23 protein-coding genes are annotated in these 19721 nt (G+C 54.4%); 16 read left to right on the forward strand and 7 right to left on the reverse strand.

Annotated features, from left to right (window positions below):
- Positions 1-123 precede the first annotated feature (123 nt).
- Positions 124-594 carry an FKBP-type peptidyl-prolyl cis-trans isomerase gene (locus ACMHXE_RS08335; protein WP_044733888.1) on the reverse strand — a complete coding sequence of 157 codons (471 nt, stop codon included), beginning with the start codon at positions 592-594 and terminating at the stop codon, positions 124-126.
- Between the two features lie 187 nt (positions 595-781).
- Here ACMHXE_RS08335 and ACMHXE_RS08340 point away from each other — a divergent pair, with 187 nt between their 5' ends.
- A complete protein-coding gene (locus ACMHXE_RS08340; protein WP_165565490.1) occupies positions 782-2092 on the forward strand; it encodes a short-chain fatty acid transporter in 1311 nt (436 codons plus the stop codon).
- Here ACMHXE_RS08340 and ACMHXE_RS08345 read toward each other — a convergent pair.
- On the reverse strand, positions 2079-2627 hold the full coding sequence (locus ACMHXE_RS08345; RefSeq protein WP_025889887.1) for an HPP family protein: 549 nt from the start codon (positions 2625-2627) through the stop codon (positions 2079-2081). The genes ACMHXE_RS08340 and ACMHXE_RS08345 overlap by 14 nt on opposite strands.
- A 117-nt stretch (positions 2628-2744) precedes the next feature.
- On the opposite strand from ACMHXE_RS08345, the gene ACMHXE_RS08350 reads away from it, so the two are divergent.
- Positions 2745-3305, forward strand: a complete 561-nt coding sequence (locus ACMHXE_RS08350; RefSeq protein WP_412496229.1) for a TetR/AcrR family transcriptional regulator — start codon at positions 2745-2747, stop codon at positions 3303-3305.
- 44 nt (positions 3306-3349) lie between these two features.
- Here the strand turns inward: ACMHXE_RS08350 and ACMHXE_RS08355 are convergent, their stop codons facing one another.
- The 3 genes from ACMHXE_RS08355 to ACMHXE_RS08365 all read right to left on the reverse strand — a co-directional run bounded on the left by ACMHXE_RS08355 (position 3350) and on the right by ACMHXE_RS08365 (position 5735).
- Positions 3350-3979, reverse strand: coding sequence for a DUF1294 domain-containing protein (locus tag ACMHXE_RS08355; RefSeq protein WP_412496230.1), 630 nt, complete (start codon positions 3977-3979; stop codon positions 3350-3352).
- Positions 3976-5142, reverse strand: a complete 1167-nt coding sequence (locus ACMHXE_RS08360) for a DUF418 domain-containing protein (RefSeq protein WP_413731966.1) — start codon at positions 5140-5142, stop codon at positions 3976-3978. The genes ACMHXE_RS08355 and ACMHXE_RS08360 overlap by 4 nt, the downstream gene beginning before the upstream one ends.
- 98 nt (positions 5143-5240) lie before the next feature.
- Positions 5241-5735, reverse strand: coding sequence for a hotdog fold domain-containing protein (locus ACMHXE_RS08365; protein ID WP_165565487.1), 495 nt, complete (start codon positions 5733-5735; stop codon positions 5241-5243).
- 357 nt (positions 5736-6092) lie between these two features.
- Here ACMHXE_RS08365 and ACMHXE_RS08370 point away from each other — a divergent pair, with 357 nt between their 5' ends.
- The 13 genes from ACMHXE_RS08370 (at position 6093) to ACMHXE_RS08430 (ending at position 18051) form a co-directional block, all read left to right on the forward strand.
- Entirely contained in the window at positions 6093-7013 is a 921-nt protein-coding gene (locus tag ACMHXE_RS08370) for a DUF368 domain-containing protein (RefSeq protein ID WP_028781175.1), read from the forward strand.
- Between the two features lie 301 nt (positions 7014-7314).
- A complete protein-coding gene (locus ACMHXE_RS08375) occupies positions 7315-8271 on the forward strand; it encodes a YbgA family protein (protein ID WP_413731969.1) in 957 nt (318 codons plus the stop codon).
- Positions 8261-9232, forward strand: coding sequence for a MerR family transcriptional regulator (locus ACMHXE_RS08380; protein ID WP_413731971.1), 972 nt, complete (start codon positions 8261-8263; stop codon positions 9230-9232). Before ACMHXE_RS08375 ends, ACMHXE_RS08380 begins: the two co-directional genes overlap by 11 nt.
- A gap of 1 nt (position 9233) precedes the next feature.
- Positions 9234-10724, forward strand: coding sequence for a deoxyribodipyrimidine photo-lyase (gene phrB / locus ACMHXE_RS08385; RefSeq protein ID WP_412496234.1), 1491 nt, complete (start codon positions 9234-9236; stop codon positions 10722-10724).
- A 27-nt stretch (positions 10725-10751) separates the two neighbouring features.
- Positions 10752-11246, forward strand: a complete 495-nt coding sequence (locus tag ACMHXE_RS08390; protein ID WP_413731973.1) for a nuclear transport factor 2 family protein — start codon at positions 10752-10754, stop codon at positions 11244-11246.
- Positions 11243-11992, forward strand: coding sequence for an SDR family NAD(P)-dependent oxidoreductase (locus tag ACMHXE_RS08395; protein ID WP_413731975.1), 750 nt, complete (start codon positions 11243-11245; stop codon positions 11990-11992). The genes ACMHXE_RS08390 and ACMHXE_RS08395 overlap by 4 nt, the downstream gene beginning before the upstream one ends.
- Complete coding sequence (locus tag ACMHXE_RS08400) at positions 11989-13260, forward strand: NAD(P)/FAD-dependent oxidoreductase (RefSeq protein ID WP_412499874.1); 1272 nt, start codon at positions 11989-11991, stop codon at positions 13258-13260. The genes ACMHXE_RS08395 and ACMHXE_RS08400 overlap by 4 nt, the downstream gene beginning before the upstream one ends.
- On the forward strand, positions 13257-14048 hold the full coding sequence (locus tag ACMHXE_RS08405) for a DUF1365 domain-containing protein (protein WP_412499875.1): 792 nt from the start codon (positions 13257-13259) through the stop codon (positions 14046-14048). Before ACMHXE_RS08400 ends, ACMHXE_RS08405 begins: the two co-directional genes overlap by 4 nt.
- 158 nt (positions 14049-14206) lie before the next feature.
- Positions 14207-15466, forward strand: coding sequence for a class I SAM-dependent methyltransferase (locus ACMHXE_RS08410; protein WP_413731977.1), 1260 nt, complete (start codon positions 14207-14209; stop codon positions 15464-15466).
- Between the two features lie 3 nt (positions 15467-15469).
- Positions 15470-16111 (forward strand): DUF2878 domain-containing protein, encoded by a 642-nt coding sequence (locus ACMHXE_RS08415; protein WP_335917871.1) that lies wholly within the window; start codon positions 15470-15472, stop codon positions 16109-16111.
- Between the two features lie 12 nt (positions 16112-16123).
- Positions 16124-16819 (forward strand): hypothetical protein, encoded by a 696-nt coding sequence (locus ACMHXE_RS08420; RefSeq protein ID WP_109248188.1) that lies wholly within the window; start codon positions 16124-16126, stop codon positions 16817-16819.
- Positions 16807-17406, forward strand: a complete 600-nt coding sequence (locus ACMHXE_RS08425) for a DUF3833 domain-containing protein (protein WP_165565478.1) — start codon at positions 16807-16809, stop codon at positions 17404-17406. The genes ACMHXE_RS08420 and ACMHXE_RS08425 overlap by 13 nt, the downstream gene beginning before the upstream one ends.
- A gap of 414 nt (positions 17407-17820) precedes the next feature.
- Complete coding sequence (locus tag ACMHXE_RS08430; protein ID WP_335922000.1) at positions 17821-18051, forward strand: hypothetical protein; 231 nt, start codon at positions 17821-17823, stop codon at positions 18049-18051.
- Here ACMHXE_RS08430 and ACMHXE_RS08435 read toward each other — a convergent pair whose 3' ends face one another.
- The gene (locus ACMHXE_RS08435; protein ID WP_039034306.1) at positions 18052-18393 is read right to left on the reverse strand and encodes a DUF3634 family protein; all 342 of its coding nucleotides are present in this window, start codon (positions 18391-18393) and stop codon (positions 18052-18054) included.
- Positions 18394-18601: 208 nt separating this feature from the next.
- On the opposite strand from ACMHXE_RS08435, the gene ACMHXE_RS08440 reads away from it, so the two are divergent.
- Positions 18602-18784 carry a hypothetical protein gene (locus tag ACMHXE_RS08440; RefSeq protein WP_100144163.1) on the forward strand — a complete coding sequence of 61 codons (183 nt, stop codon included), beginning with the start codon at positions 18602-18604 and terminating at the stop codon, positions 18782-18784.
- A gap of 130 nt (positions 18785-18914) precedes the next feature.
- On the opposite strand, the gene ACMHXE_RS08445 is transcribed toward ACMHXE_RS08440, so the two are convergent.
- Positions 18915-19637, reverse strand: a complete 723-nt coding sequence (locus tag ACMHXE_RS08445) for a TorF family putative porin (protein ID WP_373561488.1) — start codon at positions 19635-19637, stop codon at positions 18915-18917.
- Positions 19638-19721 lie beyond the last annotated feature (84 nt).

The following is a 19721-nucleotide window of genomic DNA, read 5'->3' on the forward strand; positions in this document are numbered from 1 at the left end:
GCCCTAAGCCAAATCGGCCTAGGGCGGTAAAAATATCAAAGACCCGATACCCTGTTAATCACAAGGCAGCTCCGCTTAAGTGAACTACGTTGCGGCTTTGGCTGGGCTTGTTGTTGGGGATTGTCAGTTGATCTTGAGCAACTCCACATCAAAAATCAGTACCGAACCCGGTGGGATCGAGCCGGCAGAGCGATTGCCATAGCCCAGACTGCTGGGAATAAAGAAGCGCATCTTGTCGCCTTCTGTCATCAACTGAACCCCTTCGGTCCAGCCCTTGATCACCTGATTGAGTGGAAAGGCGATGGGCTCGCCGCGATCGACCGAGCTGTCAAACACAGTGCCGTCAATCAGGGTGCCATGGTAGTGCACTGTCACCTTATCCTTGGGACCCGGATGAACCTGGCCTTGTCCCTTGTGCAGCAACTGATACTGCAGCCCTGAGTCTGTGGTGACCACACCCTCTTTATGCTTATTGGCCTCAAGAAATACCTCGCCCTTGGCGATATTCTCTTTTGCCAGTTTTTGGCCATTCATGGTGGTGAAAAAGTAAAAAATAACTGCGGCGATAACCACCACGGCAAGCAACATTCTCATTTGGGGATCCTCTGTCCTGAAGGTGGCGCTATCTTAGCAGTTGGACTGCGGTATTTACAGCTTAGGGTTATAGTGTACTTTTGTCGGGCTTTATCCCACGGGCAGACTTGTGTAGGCTATTGATAAAAAAGTGAAAGCTAAATCAGCTCTCCGCAGAATAATCATAATAAGACTCAAGGAAACCCCTATGCTCAATCGCGCCTCCCGGCCACTGGTCAAGCTGGTGGATAAGTATCTGCCCGATCCCTATATCTTTGTGCTCCTGCTTACTCTGTTGGTGTTTGCCGTCGCCATGCTCGGCCAGCAAAAGACACCGGTAGAAGTGCTGGGTTATTGGGGCAGTGGTTTTTGGAACCTGCTCAGTTTCTCGATGCAGATGTTGCTGGTGCTGGTCGCTGGTTTTATGCTGGCCAGCTCTCCGCCGGTGAAGAAGCTGCTGGACGCCATAGCGTCTCTGGCCCGCAGTGCGCCGCAGGCTATCATACTGGTGACCTTGGTCTCCTTGGCGGCCAGTTGGCTCAACTGGGGGTTCGGTTTGGTGGTCGGTGCCCTGTTTGCCAAGGCGTTGGCGCGCCGGGTCAAGGTGGATTACCGTTTGCTGGTGGCCAGTGCCTATTCGGGCTTTGTGGTTTGGCACGGCGGCTTGGCGGGCTCAGTGCCTTTGACAGTGGCCACACCAGGACATTTTGCCGAGGCGCAGATAGGCATTATTCCTACCTCGGAAACCATTTTTGCCGACTTTAATCTGCTGCTACTTGCCTTGCTGTTTATCATAATGCCGTTGGTCAATCGCTTTATGCTGCCGGATGACAAAGAGTCTGTGATAGTCGATCCTGCGCTGCTCGAGGATGCTGCGCCGACTCAGAGTGAGAACAAACGCCCGGCCGACTATCTGGAGAATAGCCGGATACTCGGGATCCTGGTGGGCCTGTGTGGTCTCGGGTATCTGGGATATTGGTTCTTTGTTCAGGGGGGCAGTCTCAACCTCAACATAGTCAATTTCCTGTTTCTGTTTCTGGCGATAACCCTGCACCAGACGCCGCGCAGTCTGCTGGTCAGTCTCAATGAGGCGATAAAGGGCGGCGCCGGGATAGTGATCCAGTTTCCCTTCTACGCCGGCATCATGGCGGTGATGGTGCAGTCCGGGCTGGCACAGAGTATCTCTTCGGGTTTTGTTGCCATTGCCAGCGCCGAGTCACTGCCATTCTGGAGCTTTATCAGCGCCGGGGTGGTGAATATCTTCGTGCCGTCCGGTGGCGGCCAGTGGGCGGTACAGGCACCTATCATGTTGCCGGCCGCCGAGGCACTTGGCGCCGATGTCGCCAGGGTCGCCATGGCGGTGGCCTGGGGGGATGCCTGGACCAACCTGATCCAGCCTTTTTGGGCGCTGCCTGTGCTGGCCATTGCCGGGCTCAAGGCCCGGGATATCATGGGTTTTTGCCTGATGCAGTTGCTGATCACCGGCGTGGTGATAAGTGTTGCCCTCAGTTGGTTTTAGGCCAGCTATGCTTGCTGATCCCCTTGATATACAGGCTCTTGTGATAGGCCCAACCGAAAGCGAGGATCAGCAGCAACCCCGAAACCACAGGCGTTAGCAAAAACTGCCAGTCGGCCCCGGCCAGCATCACCAGCAAGGGGTTGGCACCGGCCGGTGGATGAGTGGTATTGGTCAACATCATCAGGCCGACCCCGAGGCCGGTTCCCAACCCCAGTGTCAGCGGCGACACTCCCAAGGTGTGCAATAACAAGAGTCCCAGAGCGCAGGTGAGCAGGTGGCCGAAGAAGATGTTTTTCGGCTGCGCCAGCGGGCTTTGGGGCAGGGCGTAGAGCAACACCATAGTGGCACCGAATGGTGCCATCAGCAGCAGACTCCAGCTCAGATTCTGTGTCAGCATCTCCTGTAATCCCGCCAGTAATCCAATACAGCTTCCGGCGCCCAGTGTGGCCCAGGCGGCAGCCTGCCAACGGTTTGTCGCCGCTTGGGCTGTGGTTTTTGCAGCAGGTGTTGCAGTCAGGGGAGGTGTGTTGTCCATATCTGTTTTCCTTTGGTTGTCAGCATTTTTGCTTGGTAGAACAATCGGTCTACTTTTTATGGTAGACAGACCGTTCTACTTTTGTCAAACTCATATTGAATCGTTAAGGAGTGTGAGATGGACAAGGTTTCCCAACTGCTTGCCGGCGCCTTTGAACTCTTTTATCGAGAGAGTGTGCATGGGGTGGGCATCAATCAAATTCTGGCCGAGGCCGGCATAGCCAAGAAAACCCTTTATCATCATTTCGAGGGGAAGGAGGCCCTGGTGCTGGCCGTGGTGCGTTATCGCGATCAACTGTTTTTTGATTGGTTGAATCAAAGGCTGGAGGTGGCGCAAACGCCAACAGAGCTGGTCCATGAGCTGTTTAACGCCCTGGATGATTGGTTCAACAGCCGGGTTGAATCCCTGAGCCAGTTTCGCGGCTGTTTCTTTATCAATACCGCCGCCGAGTATCCCTCACCCGAGCATCCGGTAAATCGTCTCTGCCGTGAGCATAAGGCCAGGGTTCAAGATGAGCTTGAGCAAAAGTTGTCGTCTTGGCTTGGCCGCGAGCGCGCTCGTGAGTTGGCCGGGCAGTTGTGTTTGATTAAAGAGGGGACGATAGTCTCGGCCCAGCTCGTTAGCCGGCAGTATGCTGCCGAGCGCGGCCGCAAGCTGGCACTTGGCTTACTTGATTGAGCCTGCTTGATAGGCGAGCTTGCCCTTGAGTTTAGAGCCAACCGTTAAAAGGCTATCTCGGGTAGCAGTGCCAGCCATCCCAGCTTAAGAGCGGCGCCAAGCGCCAACAGGTTGAGGCCGACACAGCACCAGAACAGGAGTCTGAAACTTGTTTTACCGGTCTTATGGCGAAACTGGTGGCGTGCCAGCAAAGCGCCGGGCCAGCCACCGAGCAAACCGGTCAGTTGCAGGGTCGACTCCTTGGTGCGCCAGCGGCCAGTTTCAGCGGCCTTTTTATCACGGGCATAGAGCCAATAACAGATAAGACTCAGCAGCAGATACCAGACGGGCACCAAGAGCGGCAGCTTACCCAGTGCCACTAAAGCCAGTAGCAGCAGGGCAAATAGGGCGGTGAGCTTACCGACGAAAGACTTGTGACTGCTGCGCTTATTCTGCTGACGCTGTTTTTGTTTGAGTCTGCCCCTGTCCTCGGGAAAGAAGGCCTGTTTTGCCTGGCGCCGGCCCTTGTCATCCAGTGTGATGTCAAAGGTCAGTACGTCGCCCACTTGTGGCCTGCGACCGCTCAGGCTCAGTGACTTAATGTGCAGAAACACCCGTTCACTGCCGTCATTGGGGCTGATAAACCCAAAGCCTTTATCGTCCTGCCAATGGCTGACTTTTCCTTTGTGCTTCATGTGTTTGACTCGTGAGTATTGATGGCATTATTGATTGGCTTATTGCCAAAGGCCAGACGGCGCCAGAGCCATTCCAGCGGTCCTTGGTTGAAGAACTTAAGGTAGCAGCCGGCCAGTATTATCTGCACCAAGGCATAACCCAGGGCTATGGCCAGGTAGTCTATGCGCTCAAGTGTCAGCAGCAACTCGGGCGCCTGATGGCGAAACAGCCAGATCCCAAAACAGGACTGCAGAATATACAGGCTCAAGGGGATCCGGCCAACCGCCTGCAGGCGCATTTGCAGCCATGGCAGGCGTCGGCCGAACTTAACCAACAGATGCGCATAGATGATAGCCATGGGAATGGCGCTCAGCATGACCAGAATATCGGAAAGCATTACCAGTTTGGGGCGGGATTGCAGGCTGAGAATCGTATCCGCCAGCGACAGCAGTAAGCTCAGTGCCAGCAATTTCCCCAATTTTCCCTGGGGTAAACCTTGGTCAAACAGCCCGCGACGATACAGGCTGATCCCCAGCAGCATCACACCGCTGACAAACCACAGCAGAGTAAATGGCAGGGAAATCAACATCAACAAGGTCATAAACAGGTGCATCAGCAACTGCTCGCCATAGCTGCCGGTCCAGGCGCTGTATTGTTCATTGAAGAGGGCGTTGCCGCGGATCCAGGTCTCATCACCCGGCAGCAAGATCATCAGGCCATAGGCCAGGATGCCGATGGCGATAAAGAGCAGTGCCCGCCTTTGCTGGGCTTCAATCTCCAGGTTACGATAATGCCAGGTGAGGAAGCCACAAATGCTATAGGTGAGCAGGATATCCCCCGGCCAGATAAACAGGCTGTGCAGCGCCCCAAAGAGCATCAGCCAGAGTAAGCGCGAGCGGATTAAGGGGAAGGGCTCCAATCCTCTGGCGAGGAAATTCTGTTGTTGAATATAGAGGCCGACACCGAAGAGCATGGAAAACAGGCTGAGGAAGCGCCCTTCCAGCAGAAAATTACTCAGGGTTTCGGTAATGGCATCGGTTAAATGAAACTCTGGAAAGGGCGCATAACCATATAAGGTGACGCCCATAAAACTGACATTGAGAAAGAATATCCCTAATACCGCCAGCCCTCTGACGGCATCGATATTGGGGTTGTGACTGATTTTGAGCGGCTGTCCCTGCATCTTTTCCCTGCCTATTTTGGTATACCATCTATGGCTTTTATTAATAGAGCCAAGTTAGCAATCAAACCCGAATCAGGGAAGTGCTCGCTTGTTTCAAATTATGATCCCTTCTCGGTCGCGTTTTTAGCTGGCTTGGCCGAGATCCAGAGCCTGATACTGCCCTTGACCACCAGGATATCATTGCTGTCATAGGCGAGCACCTCGACATCGAGATCCCCCGGCTGCCAGGCGTTGGCATCAACCTTGGCCACACAGCGGATATCGCTGCCGGCCTTGGCGGTGTAATCCAGCGTCATGCCCTTGGGGATCCAGCGTAGATGAGGTGGTATTGAAGCCTCGGCCATGACTCCCATCGCCATTTCCAGGCCGTTGCAGATGGCAATGACATGTACTGTACCTATGTGATTCTCAACTGCGCGGTGTTTACGCAGCAGGCATTCACAGTAGTTGGGCTCCAACTGAGTAATTATCGGCTTGATACTGCCAAAGTAGGGCGCCATCCGGCTGACCAGCAAGGAGAATATCTTATTGCCAAAGGGCAGACGCTTGCATTTGTGATACAAGTTCAGGGTCGAATTGGCGGTTTTACTCATAGTGATTCCTTGTGGGTATTCCTTGTTGATGTTCTTTGTTGGTATAGGGTAATGTTTTTGTTATTACTCTGGTCGGATGAGTGTGTATGCTGACGAGCGCTTTGGCAAGAGCCAAAAGGAAAGAGCCAAGAGCTTCGGTTAAGATGAGCGAGGGTCACGCCAATCTGATCTGGGGCTGAATAGATAGAATAAAAAGGCGTGGCAGCAGCTGGGGTCTGTGCTTAAATGGCGGTTGCTTCTGGAAGGTGCAAATGGTGGACCCTTTGCAAGTGCACGAATCACTTCCTTGGACAATCCAACTTCAATCAGGATTGGTATAATCCGCGAGAATTATCAAAACAGTAGTAAGGAAACCTAGTGAAATTTCTGTTGACCTACCTCAAGGGGCTGGCCATGGGGGCCGCCGATGTGGTGCCCGGCGTTTCCGGGGGAACCATAGCCTTTATTACCGGCATCTATGACACCCTGTTGGAAAGTATTCGCCGTATCAATCCCAGTCTTTGGGGCATTATACGCCGTGACGGGATCAAGGCGGCGTTTGCACATATCAATGGCGCCTTTTTGTTGAGTCTGTTGGCGGGTATCCTCAGCAGTATTCTGAGTCTGGCCAAGCTTATCTCTTACCTGCTGGCACATCATCCTATTCCTGTATGGTCATTCTTTTTCGGGCTGATCCTTATCTCCGTGGTGCATATGTTGCGCCAGGTCAAGGGCGGTTTTTCATTGCCACGGCTACTGATTTTTGCACTGGGAGTGGCCTTTGCCTGGGGCATTACCGTGCTGAGCCCGGTTGAGTTGGAGGCCAGCTACTTTAATATTTTTGTTGGCGGTGCCATCGCCATTTGCGCCATGATACTGCCGGGGATATCCGGCAGCTTTATTCTCTTGCTGTTGGGATTGTATCCGGCTGTGCTGGCGGCGGCCAAGAATATCCAGCTGGATATTCTTGGCTGTTTTGCTGTTGGCGCCGTGATAGGTATCCTGAGTTTCAGCCATCTGCTGTCGGCGCTGCTGCGGCGCTTTCACGATGCCACCCTTATCTTCCTTACCGGGCTTATGCTGGGGACGCTGGGCAAAATCTGGCCCTGGAAACAGACTCTGAGCTGGCGCACCAATTCCCATGGTGAGCAGGTACCCCTGGTGCAGCAAAACCTGTCACCCTTTGGCTTTGAGCAACTGACACAGCAGCCGCATCAGTTGGGATTGGCGCTCTTGTGTGCCGCCGCCGGAATTGGCCTGGTACTCCTGGTTGAGCGCCTGGGGGCCGACAAGCAATAATTTCAGGCGCTAGCGCCCTGCAGTGAAAGGTATCAATGACAGAAAACGGGAGCTCAAGACTCCCGTTTTTTATCTCCCTTCGAATCTCTCTTAAATGCCTTTGCGTTACAGGTTTCATTCAAGATGGGTCTTGCTTCGCCAGCGGATAGCCCAGGCTTGCTGGGCTTGACTCCTTTTAAGTTCTTGTATGGCTTGCCAGGCAAGTCGGTTCCTCTTTGCTAAAAAAAATATTGTACAAAAACTTGAACCTTGTACAGGTGTGTGCCTTAATCTACTACAAGGTTATACAAGGATTCTCAATATGTACAATTTTGAGCCGCAGCGAATTCAACTGGGTATCAGTGCCTGCCTGTTGGGGCAGCAGGTGCGTTTTGACGGTGGTCATAAGAATTCTGTCTATTGCCAGCAGGCGCTTAGGCAGCATTTTGACTTTGTGCCAGTCTGTCCTGAGATGGCAATAGGTATGGGCGCGCCACGCAAGAGCATACGTCAGGTGCGCCGCGGTGATGAGATCCGGATCCAGAGCCGTGATGCCAGCCTGGATGTAACCGAGAGCCTGCAAAGTTTCAGTGAGCAAAAAGTCGCTGAATTGGGATTTTTAAGTGGCTATCTACTTTGTGCCAAATCACCTACCTGCGGCATGGAACGGGTCACTGTCTACAAGGAAGGCGGCGACCAGGGGAATCGCAGCGGCATAGGTGTGTTCGCCAAGGCCCTGATGCAACGCTGGCCACAGCTGCCGGTTGAAGAAGAGGGGCGCTTGAACGATTTGGTGATCAGAGAAAACTTTTTCACCCGGGTGTACGCCTTCCACGACTGGCAGTGTCTGCTGCACTCCGGCTTGAGCCTGCATAAATTGACCCAATTTCACGCCAGATACAAATACCTATTACTGGCTCACAGTCCGGCTCAATATCGCCAGCTTGGCCCCTTGCTGGCTGAAGGCGGTGAAGACTTGCAGGAAACTGCCCGGCGTTACTTTGGAGGCTTTATGGAGGCGCTGAAAAACAAGGCCAGTCGCCGCAATCACACCAGTGCGCTGCAGCATATTCAGGGCTATTTCAAACAACACCTGACCAAGGCGCAGAAGTCTGAGCTCAGTCAGGCGATAGATGAATATCGTCAGGGGCTGCAACCTCTGTTGGTGCCGCTGACATTGATTAAACATTACTTGAGGGAGCATCCGCAGCCGTATATTGCGGCCCAGGTTTATCTCAACCCTCATCCACAGGAGTTAAAACTGCGTTATGCCTACTGATAACATTGCCAACCTTTCCATCGGCGAAGTCGCCAGACTGACGGGGGTGAATCCTGTCACCTTGCGCGCCTGGCAGCGACGGTTTGGACTGGTTATCCCGCAGCGCACCCCCAAGGGCCATAGACTCTACAGTCAGGAGCAGGTTCAGCAGATCCGTGAAATCCTCTCCTGGCTTGAGCAGGGCGTGGCCATCAGCAAGGTCAAGCCACTGCTCAGTGGCCAGACAGAAAAACAGCTGCAGCAAGAAAATGAAGACGACGACTGGCTGAAGTTCAGCAGCAGTCTCACCGAGGCGGCACTTTCTCTCAGCAGTGCCCGCTTTGGCCGCTTGCTGGATGAATTCAGTGCCCTCTATCCCATTGCCCTGTGTTGTCGGCGCCTGCGCCATTGGTTGCAAGTATTGGACACCCAGCTCGATGAACGCCTCGACGGCGCACTTGTCCGCAGTTGGCTCGAAAGCCGTCTGGCTCACTATATCGGCGCCCGCAGCGAACAGTTGCTGCGCCAGAAACCCCGCTGGCAACTTCTTTATCTGCCGCTTGGCAAGCAGCCGGCCTGGAGTGAGCTCTTGCTGCAACTGGAGCTTATCACCCGGGGGGTTAGCCTGTTGCCGCTCAATATAGAGGAGCCTTTGGAAGGTCAGGGGCTGCAACTCTTGGCACACAGACTGCCGTTGCAGGGACTCTTGTTGCTGCCGCCTTCCCAGTTGCCCGGCAGCAGTGTCAAAGCCCTGTTCCAACTGGCGAGCGCTTTGGATTATCCACTGATCTTGAGCGGGGATTATGTGGCGGCTCACGCCAGTGCCTTTGAGCACTATGCCAAGGAACTGGCTGTGACTGAAAAAGGCGCCAAGAAGAGCAGGGAGCCCGTCAAGAGTCCTGTGCTTTGCAGCAGCAATGCTGCCATTTTGGCACTGCTGGGGCAGGCCGAGTCCGCCTCAAAACAACCGGAGGACAAGTAACATGTCCCAGTCCTTGCCCAATCATGTGCCTTCCAGTGAAAAGGCCTGTGTTGCCATCTGGTTTCGCAGCGATCTGCGCACTTCAGATAACCAGGCCCTGTGGCTGGCGTGCGAAGCGGCAAGGGCTCAAGGTCTGCCGCTGCGGGGTTTTTATATTGAGACTCCGGCCCAGTGGCAGCAGCACTCTGTTGGTCCCATGCAGCTGGATTTCATCGAGCGCAGCGTCAATCAACTGCAACGGGCGTTGGCATCTTTGGGGATAGCTTTTGATTTACTGCACTGTGATGATTTCTCTTTGGTGAATGACACAGTCGAGAAGTATTGCCGATGCCAGGGCGTTAAGCAGATTTTTGCCGGGCGCGAGGTGGAGATTAACGAGCAGCGCCGGGATCAGGCGCTGGCTCAGCTCACCAGGACTATAGGGGTAGGCCTGCAGTTTACCGATGAGCACTGTTTGCTGCCGCCAGGTAGCGTCTGTACCCAAGGCGGCGAAATGTATCGGGTATTTACCCCCTTCTTTCGCCGTTGGCGTGAGCTGCTGGGAAGAGAAGCGATAACGCCGCTGCCGGTACCTGCGCCTTTGGCCCCGGCTTTACCCGAACCCGCAGAGCTGAGTTTTAAGGTCAGCAGTAAACAAGACAGCCATCACTGGCCAGTGGGTGAAGGGGGGGCCAGGCAGCGGCTCGATAGTTTTATTGCCAACCAGCTTGCCGATTACGGCCAGGAGCGGGATTTCCCGGCCCTCGATGGCACCAGTTGCCTGTCGCCCTATCTGGCGTTTGGTATTCTCAGCCCGCGGCAATGTGTAGCAGCGCTGCTCAACCGCTTCCCCGAGGCTATGGTAGAGGACAATAGTCCAGGTCGCAGTTGGCTGGCTGAGCTGGCCTGGCGCGAGTTTTACCGCCATCTGCTGCACGCCTGGCCCCAGCTGTGTATGGGGCGCAACTTCAACGCGCTCGGCGATGACATAGTCTGGCGGAACGACCCGCAAGAGTTTGCCGCCTGGTGCGAGGGCCGCACCGGTTATCCGCTGGTGGATGCCGCCATGCGTCAGCTAAACCAAACCGGCTGGATGCACAATCGGCTGCGAATGGTGACCGCCAGCTTCCTCACCAAACACTTGTTGGTGGACTGGCGCTGGGGCGAGCAGTATTTTCGCCGCGCCCTGATAGATGGCGACCTGGCGGCCAATAACGGCGGCTGGCAGTGGTCTGCCGGCACCGGCTGTGATGCCCAGCCTTATTTCAGGATCTTCAACCCCATGAGCCAGAGTGAAAAGTTCGACCCCGACGCCAGTTTTATCCGTCGTTATCTGCCTGAACTGGCACACTGGCCGCTTAAACAGATACACCATCCGGGCACAGCCGCATCGTCCCGCTTCACCGAGCCGAGTCTGTTTGCCACTGCGGCTTATCCGCCACCTATAGTCGAGCACAGCGCGGCGCGGCAAAGGGCGTTGACCGCCCTGGCCGTGCTGAAAAAGTCTGCCTGAACTCAGTTCATTAGCCGAGGGATTATCATGACCAGCCACTCAGTCGCCGCGGAGATAGCGCCCGCTTCACAGCCGGCATCGTCGCAGTCTCAGGAGATTATTCAGGCATTTATTGCCTTGTATCAATCCCTGGGCCCTGAGCAACTGCCCACATTGCGCCAAAGGCTGCAGGCCGTCTACGCGCCTGAGATCTGTTTTTGCGATCCCATGCACCGACTGGAGGGGCTTGAGCAACTGGAACAGTATTTTGCCGGTTTGTATCGCAACCTGACCGAAATCGCCTTTGAGATCACTGATGTCTTGCCCGCCGGGGACCAGGCCGCCATCAGTTGGCAGATGAAGTACTGCCACCCCAAGTTGAACCGGGGGCAGAGTATCAGCGTCGATGGTATCAGCCTCATCAAGTTTGGCGACAGAATCCATTACCACAGGGATTATCTGGATCTGGGGCAGATGCTCTATGAACAGTTGCCACTGCTGGGCTCAGTGGTGCGCATGGTCAAGGGCAGGGCAAGCCGATGAAGACAGTATTGATCACGGGTGCCAGCTTAGGCATAGGTGCCGAGCTTGCCAGACAATATGCCGCCGCCGGTTGGCGGGTCTTGGCCTGTGGCCGCAATGAACAGGCTCTGGCCGCCCTCGAAGGCTGCGAGCCTTTGAGGTTCGATGTCACCGACAGAGACTCGGTGCTTAAGCTTGGCAGCAAGCTCAAATTGGAGTTGGGCCAAGCCGATGGTGTGGATCTGCTGCTGCTCAACGCCGGTACCTGTGAGTACATAGACGAGGCCATGGCCTTTGACAGCGCCCTGTTTGAGCGGGTTATCCGCACCAATCTGTTGGCTGTGGGCTATTGCCTGGAAGCCTTTATGCCTTTGCTTGCCCGTGGCAGCCAACTGGCGCTGATGAGCTCAAGCGTTGTGATGCTGCCTTTTCCGCGGGCGGAGGCCTATGGCGCCTCCAAGGCAGGGATCAGTTACCTGGCGCAGAGCTTGCGGCTCGATCTGGCCCACAAGGGAATAGACGTCAGCGAAATTCGCCCTGGCTTTGTTAAAACGCCGCTCACCGACAAAAATGACTTCGCCATGCCGATGCGGATCTCCGCCGATAAAGCCGCCAACACCATCATCCAAGCCCTGGCCGCCAGACGGCGCCTGATTGCCTTTCCCGGGCGTTTTATCTGGCTGCTGACTCTGCTGAGCTGGTTGCCCCGCAGTTGGCTGGCAGCCGCCCTTGGTAAACCCTCTGCAAAAAACGGGAGCCCAGTATGACAGTTTCAACCGGCAACAAGCCGCGCATCGCCATAGTCGGTTCGGGGATCTCCTCGCTCACTTGTGGTTATCTGTTGTCGCAGCAGTATGAGGTGACGTTGTTTGAAGCCGCCGATTATCTGGGCGGGCATACGGCCACAGTGGATGTTGAGCTTGGCGGCAAACCCTACGCCATAGACACAGGGTTTATTGTGTTCAACGACCGCACCTATCCCAGGTTTCAGGCCTTGATGGCCCGGGTCGGTATCAAGGCGCTGGCGACCGAGATGAGCTTCTCGGTGCAAAACCTTGTCAGCGGTCTTGAATACAACGGCCATAGCCTGGCGACCCTGTTTGCGCAAAAGCGCAACCTGCTGAGTCCGACTTTCTGGGGGTTCCTGAGGGAGATTTTGGCCTTCAACAGCCGCTGCAAAGCCTTGTATCAAAGCGGTCATTACCCGGCGGTGACACTGGGGGAATTTCTCGAACAGCAGGGGTTCTCCGACTTCTTCTGTCAACACTACATTCTGCCGATGGGCGCCGCTATCTGGTCGTCCAGTATTCAGGATATGCGCGCCTTCTCGCTGCCTTTCTTTATCCGTTTCTTTGAACATCATGGACTGTTGGCCGTCAGCAATCGGCCGCAGTGGTATGTGCTCGAAGGCGGCTCCCGCAGTTATATTCCGGCGCTCAGCGCGCCCTTTGCCGAGCGGGTGCATCTCAACTCGCCGGTAGCACAAATCCGCCGCCAAGCGGGGAGCGTGCAGCTCAGAGTCAAGGATAGCTGGCATGAGTTCGATCAGGTGATCCTCGGCTGTCACAGCGATCAGGCGCTGGCCATGCTCGGTGACGCCAGTGAGCAGGAGCGGGAGATACTCTCCAGGCTTAAATACCAGGATAACCAGGTGACCTTGCATACAGACACCTCGTTGCTGCCGAAGTATCGCGCCGCCTGGGCCAGTTGGAATTATCGTCTCGATGGCGATGCCAGCCGTCCCGCCTGCGTGACCTATAACATGAATATTTTGCAGCGCCTGCCAAAGTCTGCGCCGGATTTTTTGGTGACCCTGAATCAGGATGAGGCGATAGCCAAGGACAAGGTGCTCAAACGCTTTGTCTATGCTCACCCGGTATTCAATGAACAGAGCCAGGCGGCGCAGCAACGCCGCAGCGAGATCTGCGGCCAAGACCGTATCCATTTTGTCGGCGCCTACTGGTACAACGGCTTTCATGAAGACGGGGTACGCAGCGCCCTGGATGTTTGTGAAAGGTTCGGGGTGAGCCTATGAAACCCGAAACGGGTCTCTATCTCGGCAGCGTCAGCCACTCTAGGCTAACGCCGGTAAGGCACTGTTTTCGCTATCCCTTTGCCCTGATGCTGCTGGACTTGGATGACTTGCCAAGGCTTTCGTCCCTGAGCGGCTTGTTTGGTGAATCCCCTTGGTCTGCACTGCGTTTTCGGCAGCAGGATTACCTCAAGGCGGCTTCAGAATCGAATACTGCCACCTCGCTGAAACAGCGGGTGCTGGATAAGGTGATTGCGCTCGGCGGCGAGGCCGGCTGCGACAGTGTGCTGTTCGCCGGGCAACTGCGCCACTTTGGACTCTATTTCAGCCCGGTCAACTTTTTCTACTGCTTTCAAGGTGATGAATATAAATACCTGTTGGCTGAGGTGAGCAATACCCCCTGGAATGAGCGTCACTGTTATCTGGTGTCGGCCGAGGCGCCGGCGCTTGGCGACAAGTGCTTCCATGTATCGCCTTTTATGTCGCTGGACTATCGCTATCGCTGGCATATTCCGGCGCCGGCAGAGCGGCTCGATTTGCGGATCAGCAATCTACCCGGCAAGGGGGATGTGGCAGGGCTGGCCCCCGAGTCGCAAAAGGCCAGCTTCGATGCGGTATTAAGCCTCAAACGCCGCCCCTTCAATGGCCGTGAGCTCAGGCGTTATCTGTGGGGCTTTCCCTTGATGAGCCTGAAAATTCTTTGGCTCATCTATTGGCAAGCGCTGCGTTTGTGGCTTAAGCGGGTGCCCTTTGTGCCTTACGAGCGCAGGCCTCAGGGCGGCACGGATTGATGCTAAGGAAGGTGCGAACAAGTCCCATGTGTACTCTGCGTCGGCTTACGGGCTTGGATGCAAGGCGTGGTTCACAGCAAATGGCCTTAGTCCTTTGCAAGAATTCCCTAAAGGTTTGGAAATTTCCCCGAGTGTGACAGCAAACATTGGAGAAAGAGATGGAAAACACAGTAGCCAAAAACAGACAGCAGTTGGCCGCCAGCGGCAAGAGTCTATGGGCCAGAGTCATGCAACAGGCCTTGAATGCCTTGGAGGGCGGTTGTCTTAAACTGCAGTTGGGGAGTGAGCAGTGGACCTTCGGCCCGCTCGATGCAGACCTGGTTGCCATAATTCGTATTCACGATGAACGCTTTTTTCGCCAGGTGATTCTGGGCGGCTCTATCGGCGCCGGTGAAGCCTATATTCAGGGGCACTGGTCCAGTCCGGATGTTACCGCCGTGGTACGCCTGTTTGCCCGTAATCTGCCGCTGCTGGATAAGATAGAGAAACGGTTTTCCTGGTTTTCCAACACAGTTAGCCGGGTGAAACACCTGCTGCGCCGAAACTCAAAGGCTGGTTCAAAGCGCAATATTCTGGCGCACTATGATCTGGGCAACCCCTTGTATCAGGCATTTCTCGACCCTGAGCTGCTCTACTCAAGCGCCGTCTATCCCCATGAAGAGGCGCAGTTGGATGAGGCGCAGCAGTATAAGCTGCAACTGATTTGCGAGCGGCTGGATCTGCAGCCCGGGATGAGTCTTTTGGAAATAGGTACCGGTTGGGGCGCCCTGGCTATCTATGCCGCCAAACACTATGACGTCAAGGTAACCACTACCACTATTTCCGATGCCCAGTACCAATATGCCAGTGAACGGGTTGCCGCCGAAGGACTGAGTGAGCGCATTACCCTGTTGCGGCAGGATTATCGCCAGCTCAGCGGCCAGTATGACCGTTTGGTCTCGATAGAGATGATAGAGGCAGTGGGCCACGATTATCTGCCGGGATTTTTTGCCGGACTGGATGCCCTGCTCAAGTCGAGCGGCAAGCTGTTACTGCAGGCGATTACTATTAAAGATCAGCGCTATGACAGCTACCGCAAAGGGGTGGATTTTATTCAGCGCTATATTTTCCCCGGCGGCTGCCTGCCATCTGTCACCGAGATGACGCGCCACTTGCAGCGGCAAACCTCCATGACCCTCTGGTCGTTGGATGATATAGGTCTCGACTATGCACGCACCCTGAATGACTGGCATGCCAACTTCGATGACGCCAGAGAGCGGGTGCGCGAACTCGGCTATGGTGAGGACTTTGTGCGTATGTGGAAGTTTTACCTGAGTTACTGCGAGGGTGGTTTTCTTGAGCGCACCATAAGCACAGTGCAACTGACTGCGGTCAAGGACGGCTATCGTCCGCTCAGCTCAAGACAAATTGCAGGTTAGGCCATGAGACTCTCATCGCCCTGGTTTTTTCTGCTGCTCAATGCGACCATTTTCCAGTTGGGCTGGTGGTCTTTGATCCTGTTTGCCAATCAGGCGCTGGTGTTTGCTCTCTTGCTGCTTTGTGTCCAGTTGCTGCTTGTCAATCCGGGCTACCGCTCAGCCCTCATGGTCGAAAATGTCGGGGATGAGAAAAGCCAACGGGTAGAGCAAAGCCAACTGGCAGAGCAAAGGGTAAAGCGTAGCGGATACAGCATGAAAACACTCAACGCTGTGCTGATACCGGCAGTCATCGGCATAGCCTTGGACGCCATGCTGCACCTTGGCGGAGTATTTGAGTTTGACAGTCCCTCGCGGCTTTTACCCTTGTGGCTCTGTTGCCTTTGGGGGCATTTTGCCGCGACGTTGGGGGTGAGCCTGGCCTGGCTGAGGGACTTGCCTAAATGGCAGCAGGCGCTCTTTGGCGCAGTGGGTGGCGCCGGCAGTTATCTGGCGGCATTTAGGTTGGAGGCTGTGGCTTGGCCCCTGGGGCAATCGGCTACCTTTAGCTTGTTGATACTCATCTGGTCGCTGCTGCTGCCACTGTTAAGTTATTGCAACCTCAGGCTTGAATGGGGTAAAAATCCCCCAATTACAGGATTTCTCTGACGGAGACCGGCAATGAAACGATTCATCAAGGGTGTAAACAAGGGAGCAAAGCAAGCCGGTAAGCTGCATAACCCAGGCTTTGCCGGGCTGCTGATGATACTGCTTGGTCTGCCCACTCAGGGATGGGCAGACAATTTACAGATTCAAGCACAGACTCAAGCACAGCAGGCTCAAGCGCTGAGCCAAGTGCAGACACCTGAGCCCAAAGCTGCCCAGGTCGAGCCCTCAAAGGCGGAGCTTGCCAGCTTTCGGGAAGTGGGCCGCGGTGAAATGGACTGGTGGTTTATGACCCTTTATCGGGCCAGGTTGCTGACGCCGGATGGTAGTTACCAGCCCAATAGCTTCCCGCAGCAGCTGGAAATTCAGTATTACCGGGATATCCCCGCCTCGCGACTCCTTGAGGCCACCAAACACCAGTGGCTGCATCTGGGATATGACAGAGAGCAGATATCTGCCTGGTTGGCGCTGCTTGAAGGGCTCTGGCCGGATGTGGAGCAGGGGGACAGATTGAGCTTTGTGGCAAGCGGGCCGCAGCAGGGATACTTTCTGTTCAACGACAAGCCGTTAGCCGCGATTGCCATAGATGAGAGCGCTTCGAGCGAGCATAAGCATTTTGCCGATGCATTTTTGGCGATTTGGTTGTCAGAGCGCAGCAGTCGGCCGCAGCTGAGAGCTCAGTTGATAGGAGAGCAGGCATGCAAATGTTAATGAGCAGGTTTATCGGTTTCACCAAGGTTTGGTTGTTATTTCTGATGCTAGGGCTGAGCGGTTGCGGCAGTGTCGACATTCATGACTATAGCGCCAGCGAACCTAAGTTGGATCTGCAGCAGTTCTTTAACGGGGAGCTGCAGGCTTCAGGCATGGTGCAAGATTACAGCGGCCAGGTGGTGCGCCGTTTCAATGTGCGGATGACGGGTAGTTGGCAGGGGAATCAAGGTGTGTTGCAGGAGTGGTTTGAGTATGACGATGGTGAGCTTGCCGAGCGAACTTGGCAGATTACCAAGCTTGCCGATGGCCGCTATCAGGGCAGAGCCGAGGATATTCTGGGGGTGGCAGAAGGGCAAGCTGAGGGCTTTGCCCTGCGCTGGCGCTACGACATGCTGCTGAAGTTAGATAGCGGCGAGTATCAGGTGCATTTCGACGACTGGATGTATCAAACGGCGCCGGACACCATAATCAACCGCAGCGAGATCCGCAAATGGGGCCTGACGGTGGGGGAGGTGACTCTGGTAATCCGTAGGTTGAATGAATTTGATGCTAACAAGGAAGCACTCCCGCTGCACAAAAATAATTGAATATTCCTTATTTATTCGTTGGTTGAACAAGAATAATTGCGGCAGGACGTTTTACCGCTTGTGTCTAAAAACATTTGCGGCGTCTATTGGACGTCCAAAATTACTGTGGTTTTGTGGCGATTTCCCTAATTGCTTCATTGCTTCATCGTATTTGCTCCAATGATCACAACAGCTTATGTCTCTACTGAAGAAATGATGCTCATTTAAGAACGCGTCACAGGCTGCGCAATAGAACAGTGAGCAGTCCTGCTCAAATTGATCTCCATGTATATAGTGCCTTTGGTTCATTTGCATGTTGTCTCCTGAATAAACGCTATCAATTATGGTACGCCATGACTAACGCTGAGTCTCAGCCTGGGTTAAGCTTAGCTCTGTTTTAATAACAACCGTCTCTCAACACAGGTTTCAATATTGATGAACAACAAGTCTCTGCTACTGCCTTGGTTTTCGATGGGCTTATTGGCACTGGTATCGCTTGGCGGCTGCTCGAATGGTATCGATTTCAGTTTTGAAGCGCCCGAGGAGGAGCGGGTGAATCCCAATCTTCCCGACGAAGATCCCATGGCACAGGATAACCAGAGGATCATAGATGACGCGCGCCGGGAAGGGAAAATCGACCCTCAAGTGTTTCCCGGGCTGCGCTGATCAACCCAGTTGTTTGCTGTTGTCGCTCTGCTTGCGGTCATAGTATTCGAAGGGAAACAGGTTGCGCAGGCGTTGAATATTGGCATCTCCGGCGTTGGCGCTGATGTGTAGCCGCACTTCACCGCTGCGCTCGGCGCGTACTGTACAGGTGAGTTTCTCTTTCTTGACCAGGGCGCGGCATTCACGTTCAAACTTCTCGGGGATTTTACCCTTGTGGGAGGTCATACGACCGTCCTTGAAATGCATTTCAAATATTGTCATTCCTTTCTTGTTACTGAAAACCAGTTTGTAGATAAGCACTAACGCCAGGGCGATAAAGAGTATTTTTAACATAGTGGCCATAGTGAGACTCCTTGTTTCAGCAAGAGTAAATATTGCTATCCAGATGTAATCTAATATCTTCAGTTATACCTGCAAGCGGCGGCGTTTGACAGTGCACCCAGGGTGGATTTTTGTGATAAGGCTAGAAGGACTGGCAAATTGGCAAACCTTGGTTATTATTTGTTCAGCAATATCTGTTTTACCACAAGCCAAGATCAAGGATGAAGCCATGTACCTTTCCAATGCCGAGCGCTGGGCGCAAATCTGTGACAGACAAGTGGAACTGATGGCAAAGCTCAGCGAGCAGTTTCCCGAGCGGCGAGAGCAACTGCAACACCTCACCCATAGCTGGCAAGACGTCAAACATCAGGTGCGCCGGGGCGATACCCCCCACGTACCGCCACTGCGTTGAGAACTGAATCAATTTATAAAAAAGAGCCGCTCAGGGAGCGGCTCTGTTACTTTTGGTTGGTGGGAGGAAGATGGGGGCTTGCCCGTGCAGGTCTGTCCTATGGCTTGCCTGGGCACAGCAATTTTGCGGCTTAGAAAGCGTAACTGACACTCGCCAGCACAGTGCCGTCATTCTGGAAGGTGCCACTGCTTATCTCGGCATCCGAATCTATATCTGTGTCCAACCAGGCCACAGACAGACCAAAACCGGCAATCTCAGTCGAGACACCTATGGAGTAATCCAGATATTTGCCCATATCGTCATCGGGCGCATCGCCGAAGTTGTAACCCAGGTGCAGATCCAGGCTCCAGTTTTCGGCAAACTCATAACTATAGTTCAGCTCGGCATAGTGGTAGTCCAGATCTGAGCCCGCATAGTCATTGGTGTACCAGTAGGCAGCCCTAAAATCGCTGAACTCGAGGCCGAAAGAGATTTCGTTGTAGTCCTGGGAGACATTGTCGCCCGGGTACATATAGCGCAGCAGGGTAATATCGTAGGCCAGGTTGTCGTTGATCTCACCGGCGTAACCCAGGTAAACATCCAGTTCGAAATCGGCATCCACTTGATCCTCTTTGGGAGTGCCATCTTCATCGAATTCCACATTACTGGCCCAGGCTCCGACGAAGAAACCCGAGTCGTGACTCCAGTCCAGACTAGCTTGCACGGCAAAATCACCGGCGGTTTGTGACACACCTCTAAAGCGGTAGTCATTGGTCACGGCTATCTCGCCGCTGACTTCGGCCATGGCAGAGGTTGAGGTTATGGCGCCGCCAAGCAGCAGTGCCCATAGCAGAGGGTTGGATCTTCTTATCACTGGGTTCACAAGCATTTCTCCCTTCTTTGGTTTGCCGGCCCCGTCCGGGAAGATTCCGGCGCGGCCTGGTTTATGCCAAACAAC

It is taken from the genome of Shewanella sp. BJSY2023SW007, assembly GCF_047314525.1.
Lineage (GTDB): Bacteria > Pseudomonadota > Gammaproteobacteria > Enterobacterales > Shewanellaceae > Shewanella > Shewanella chilikensis.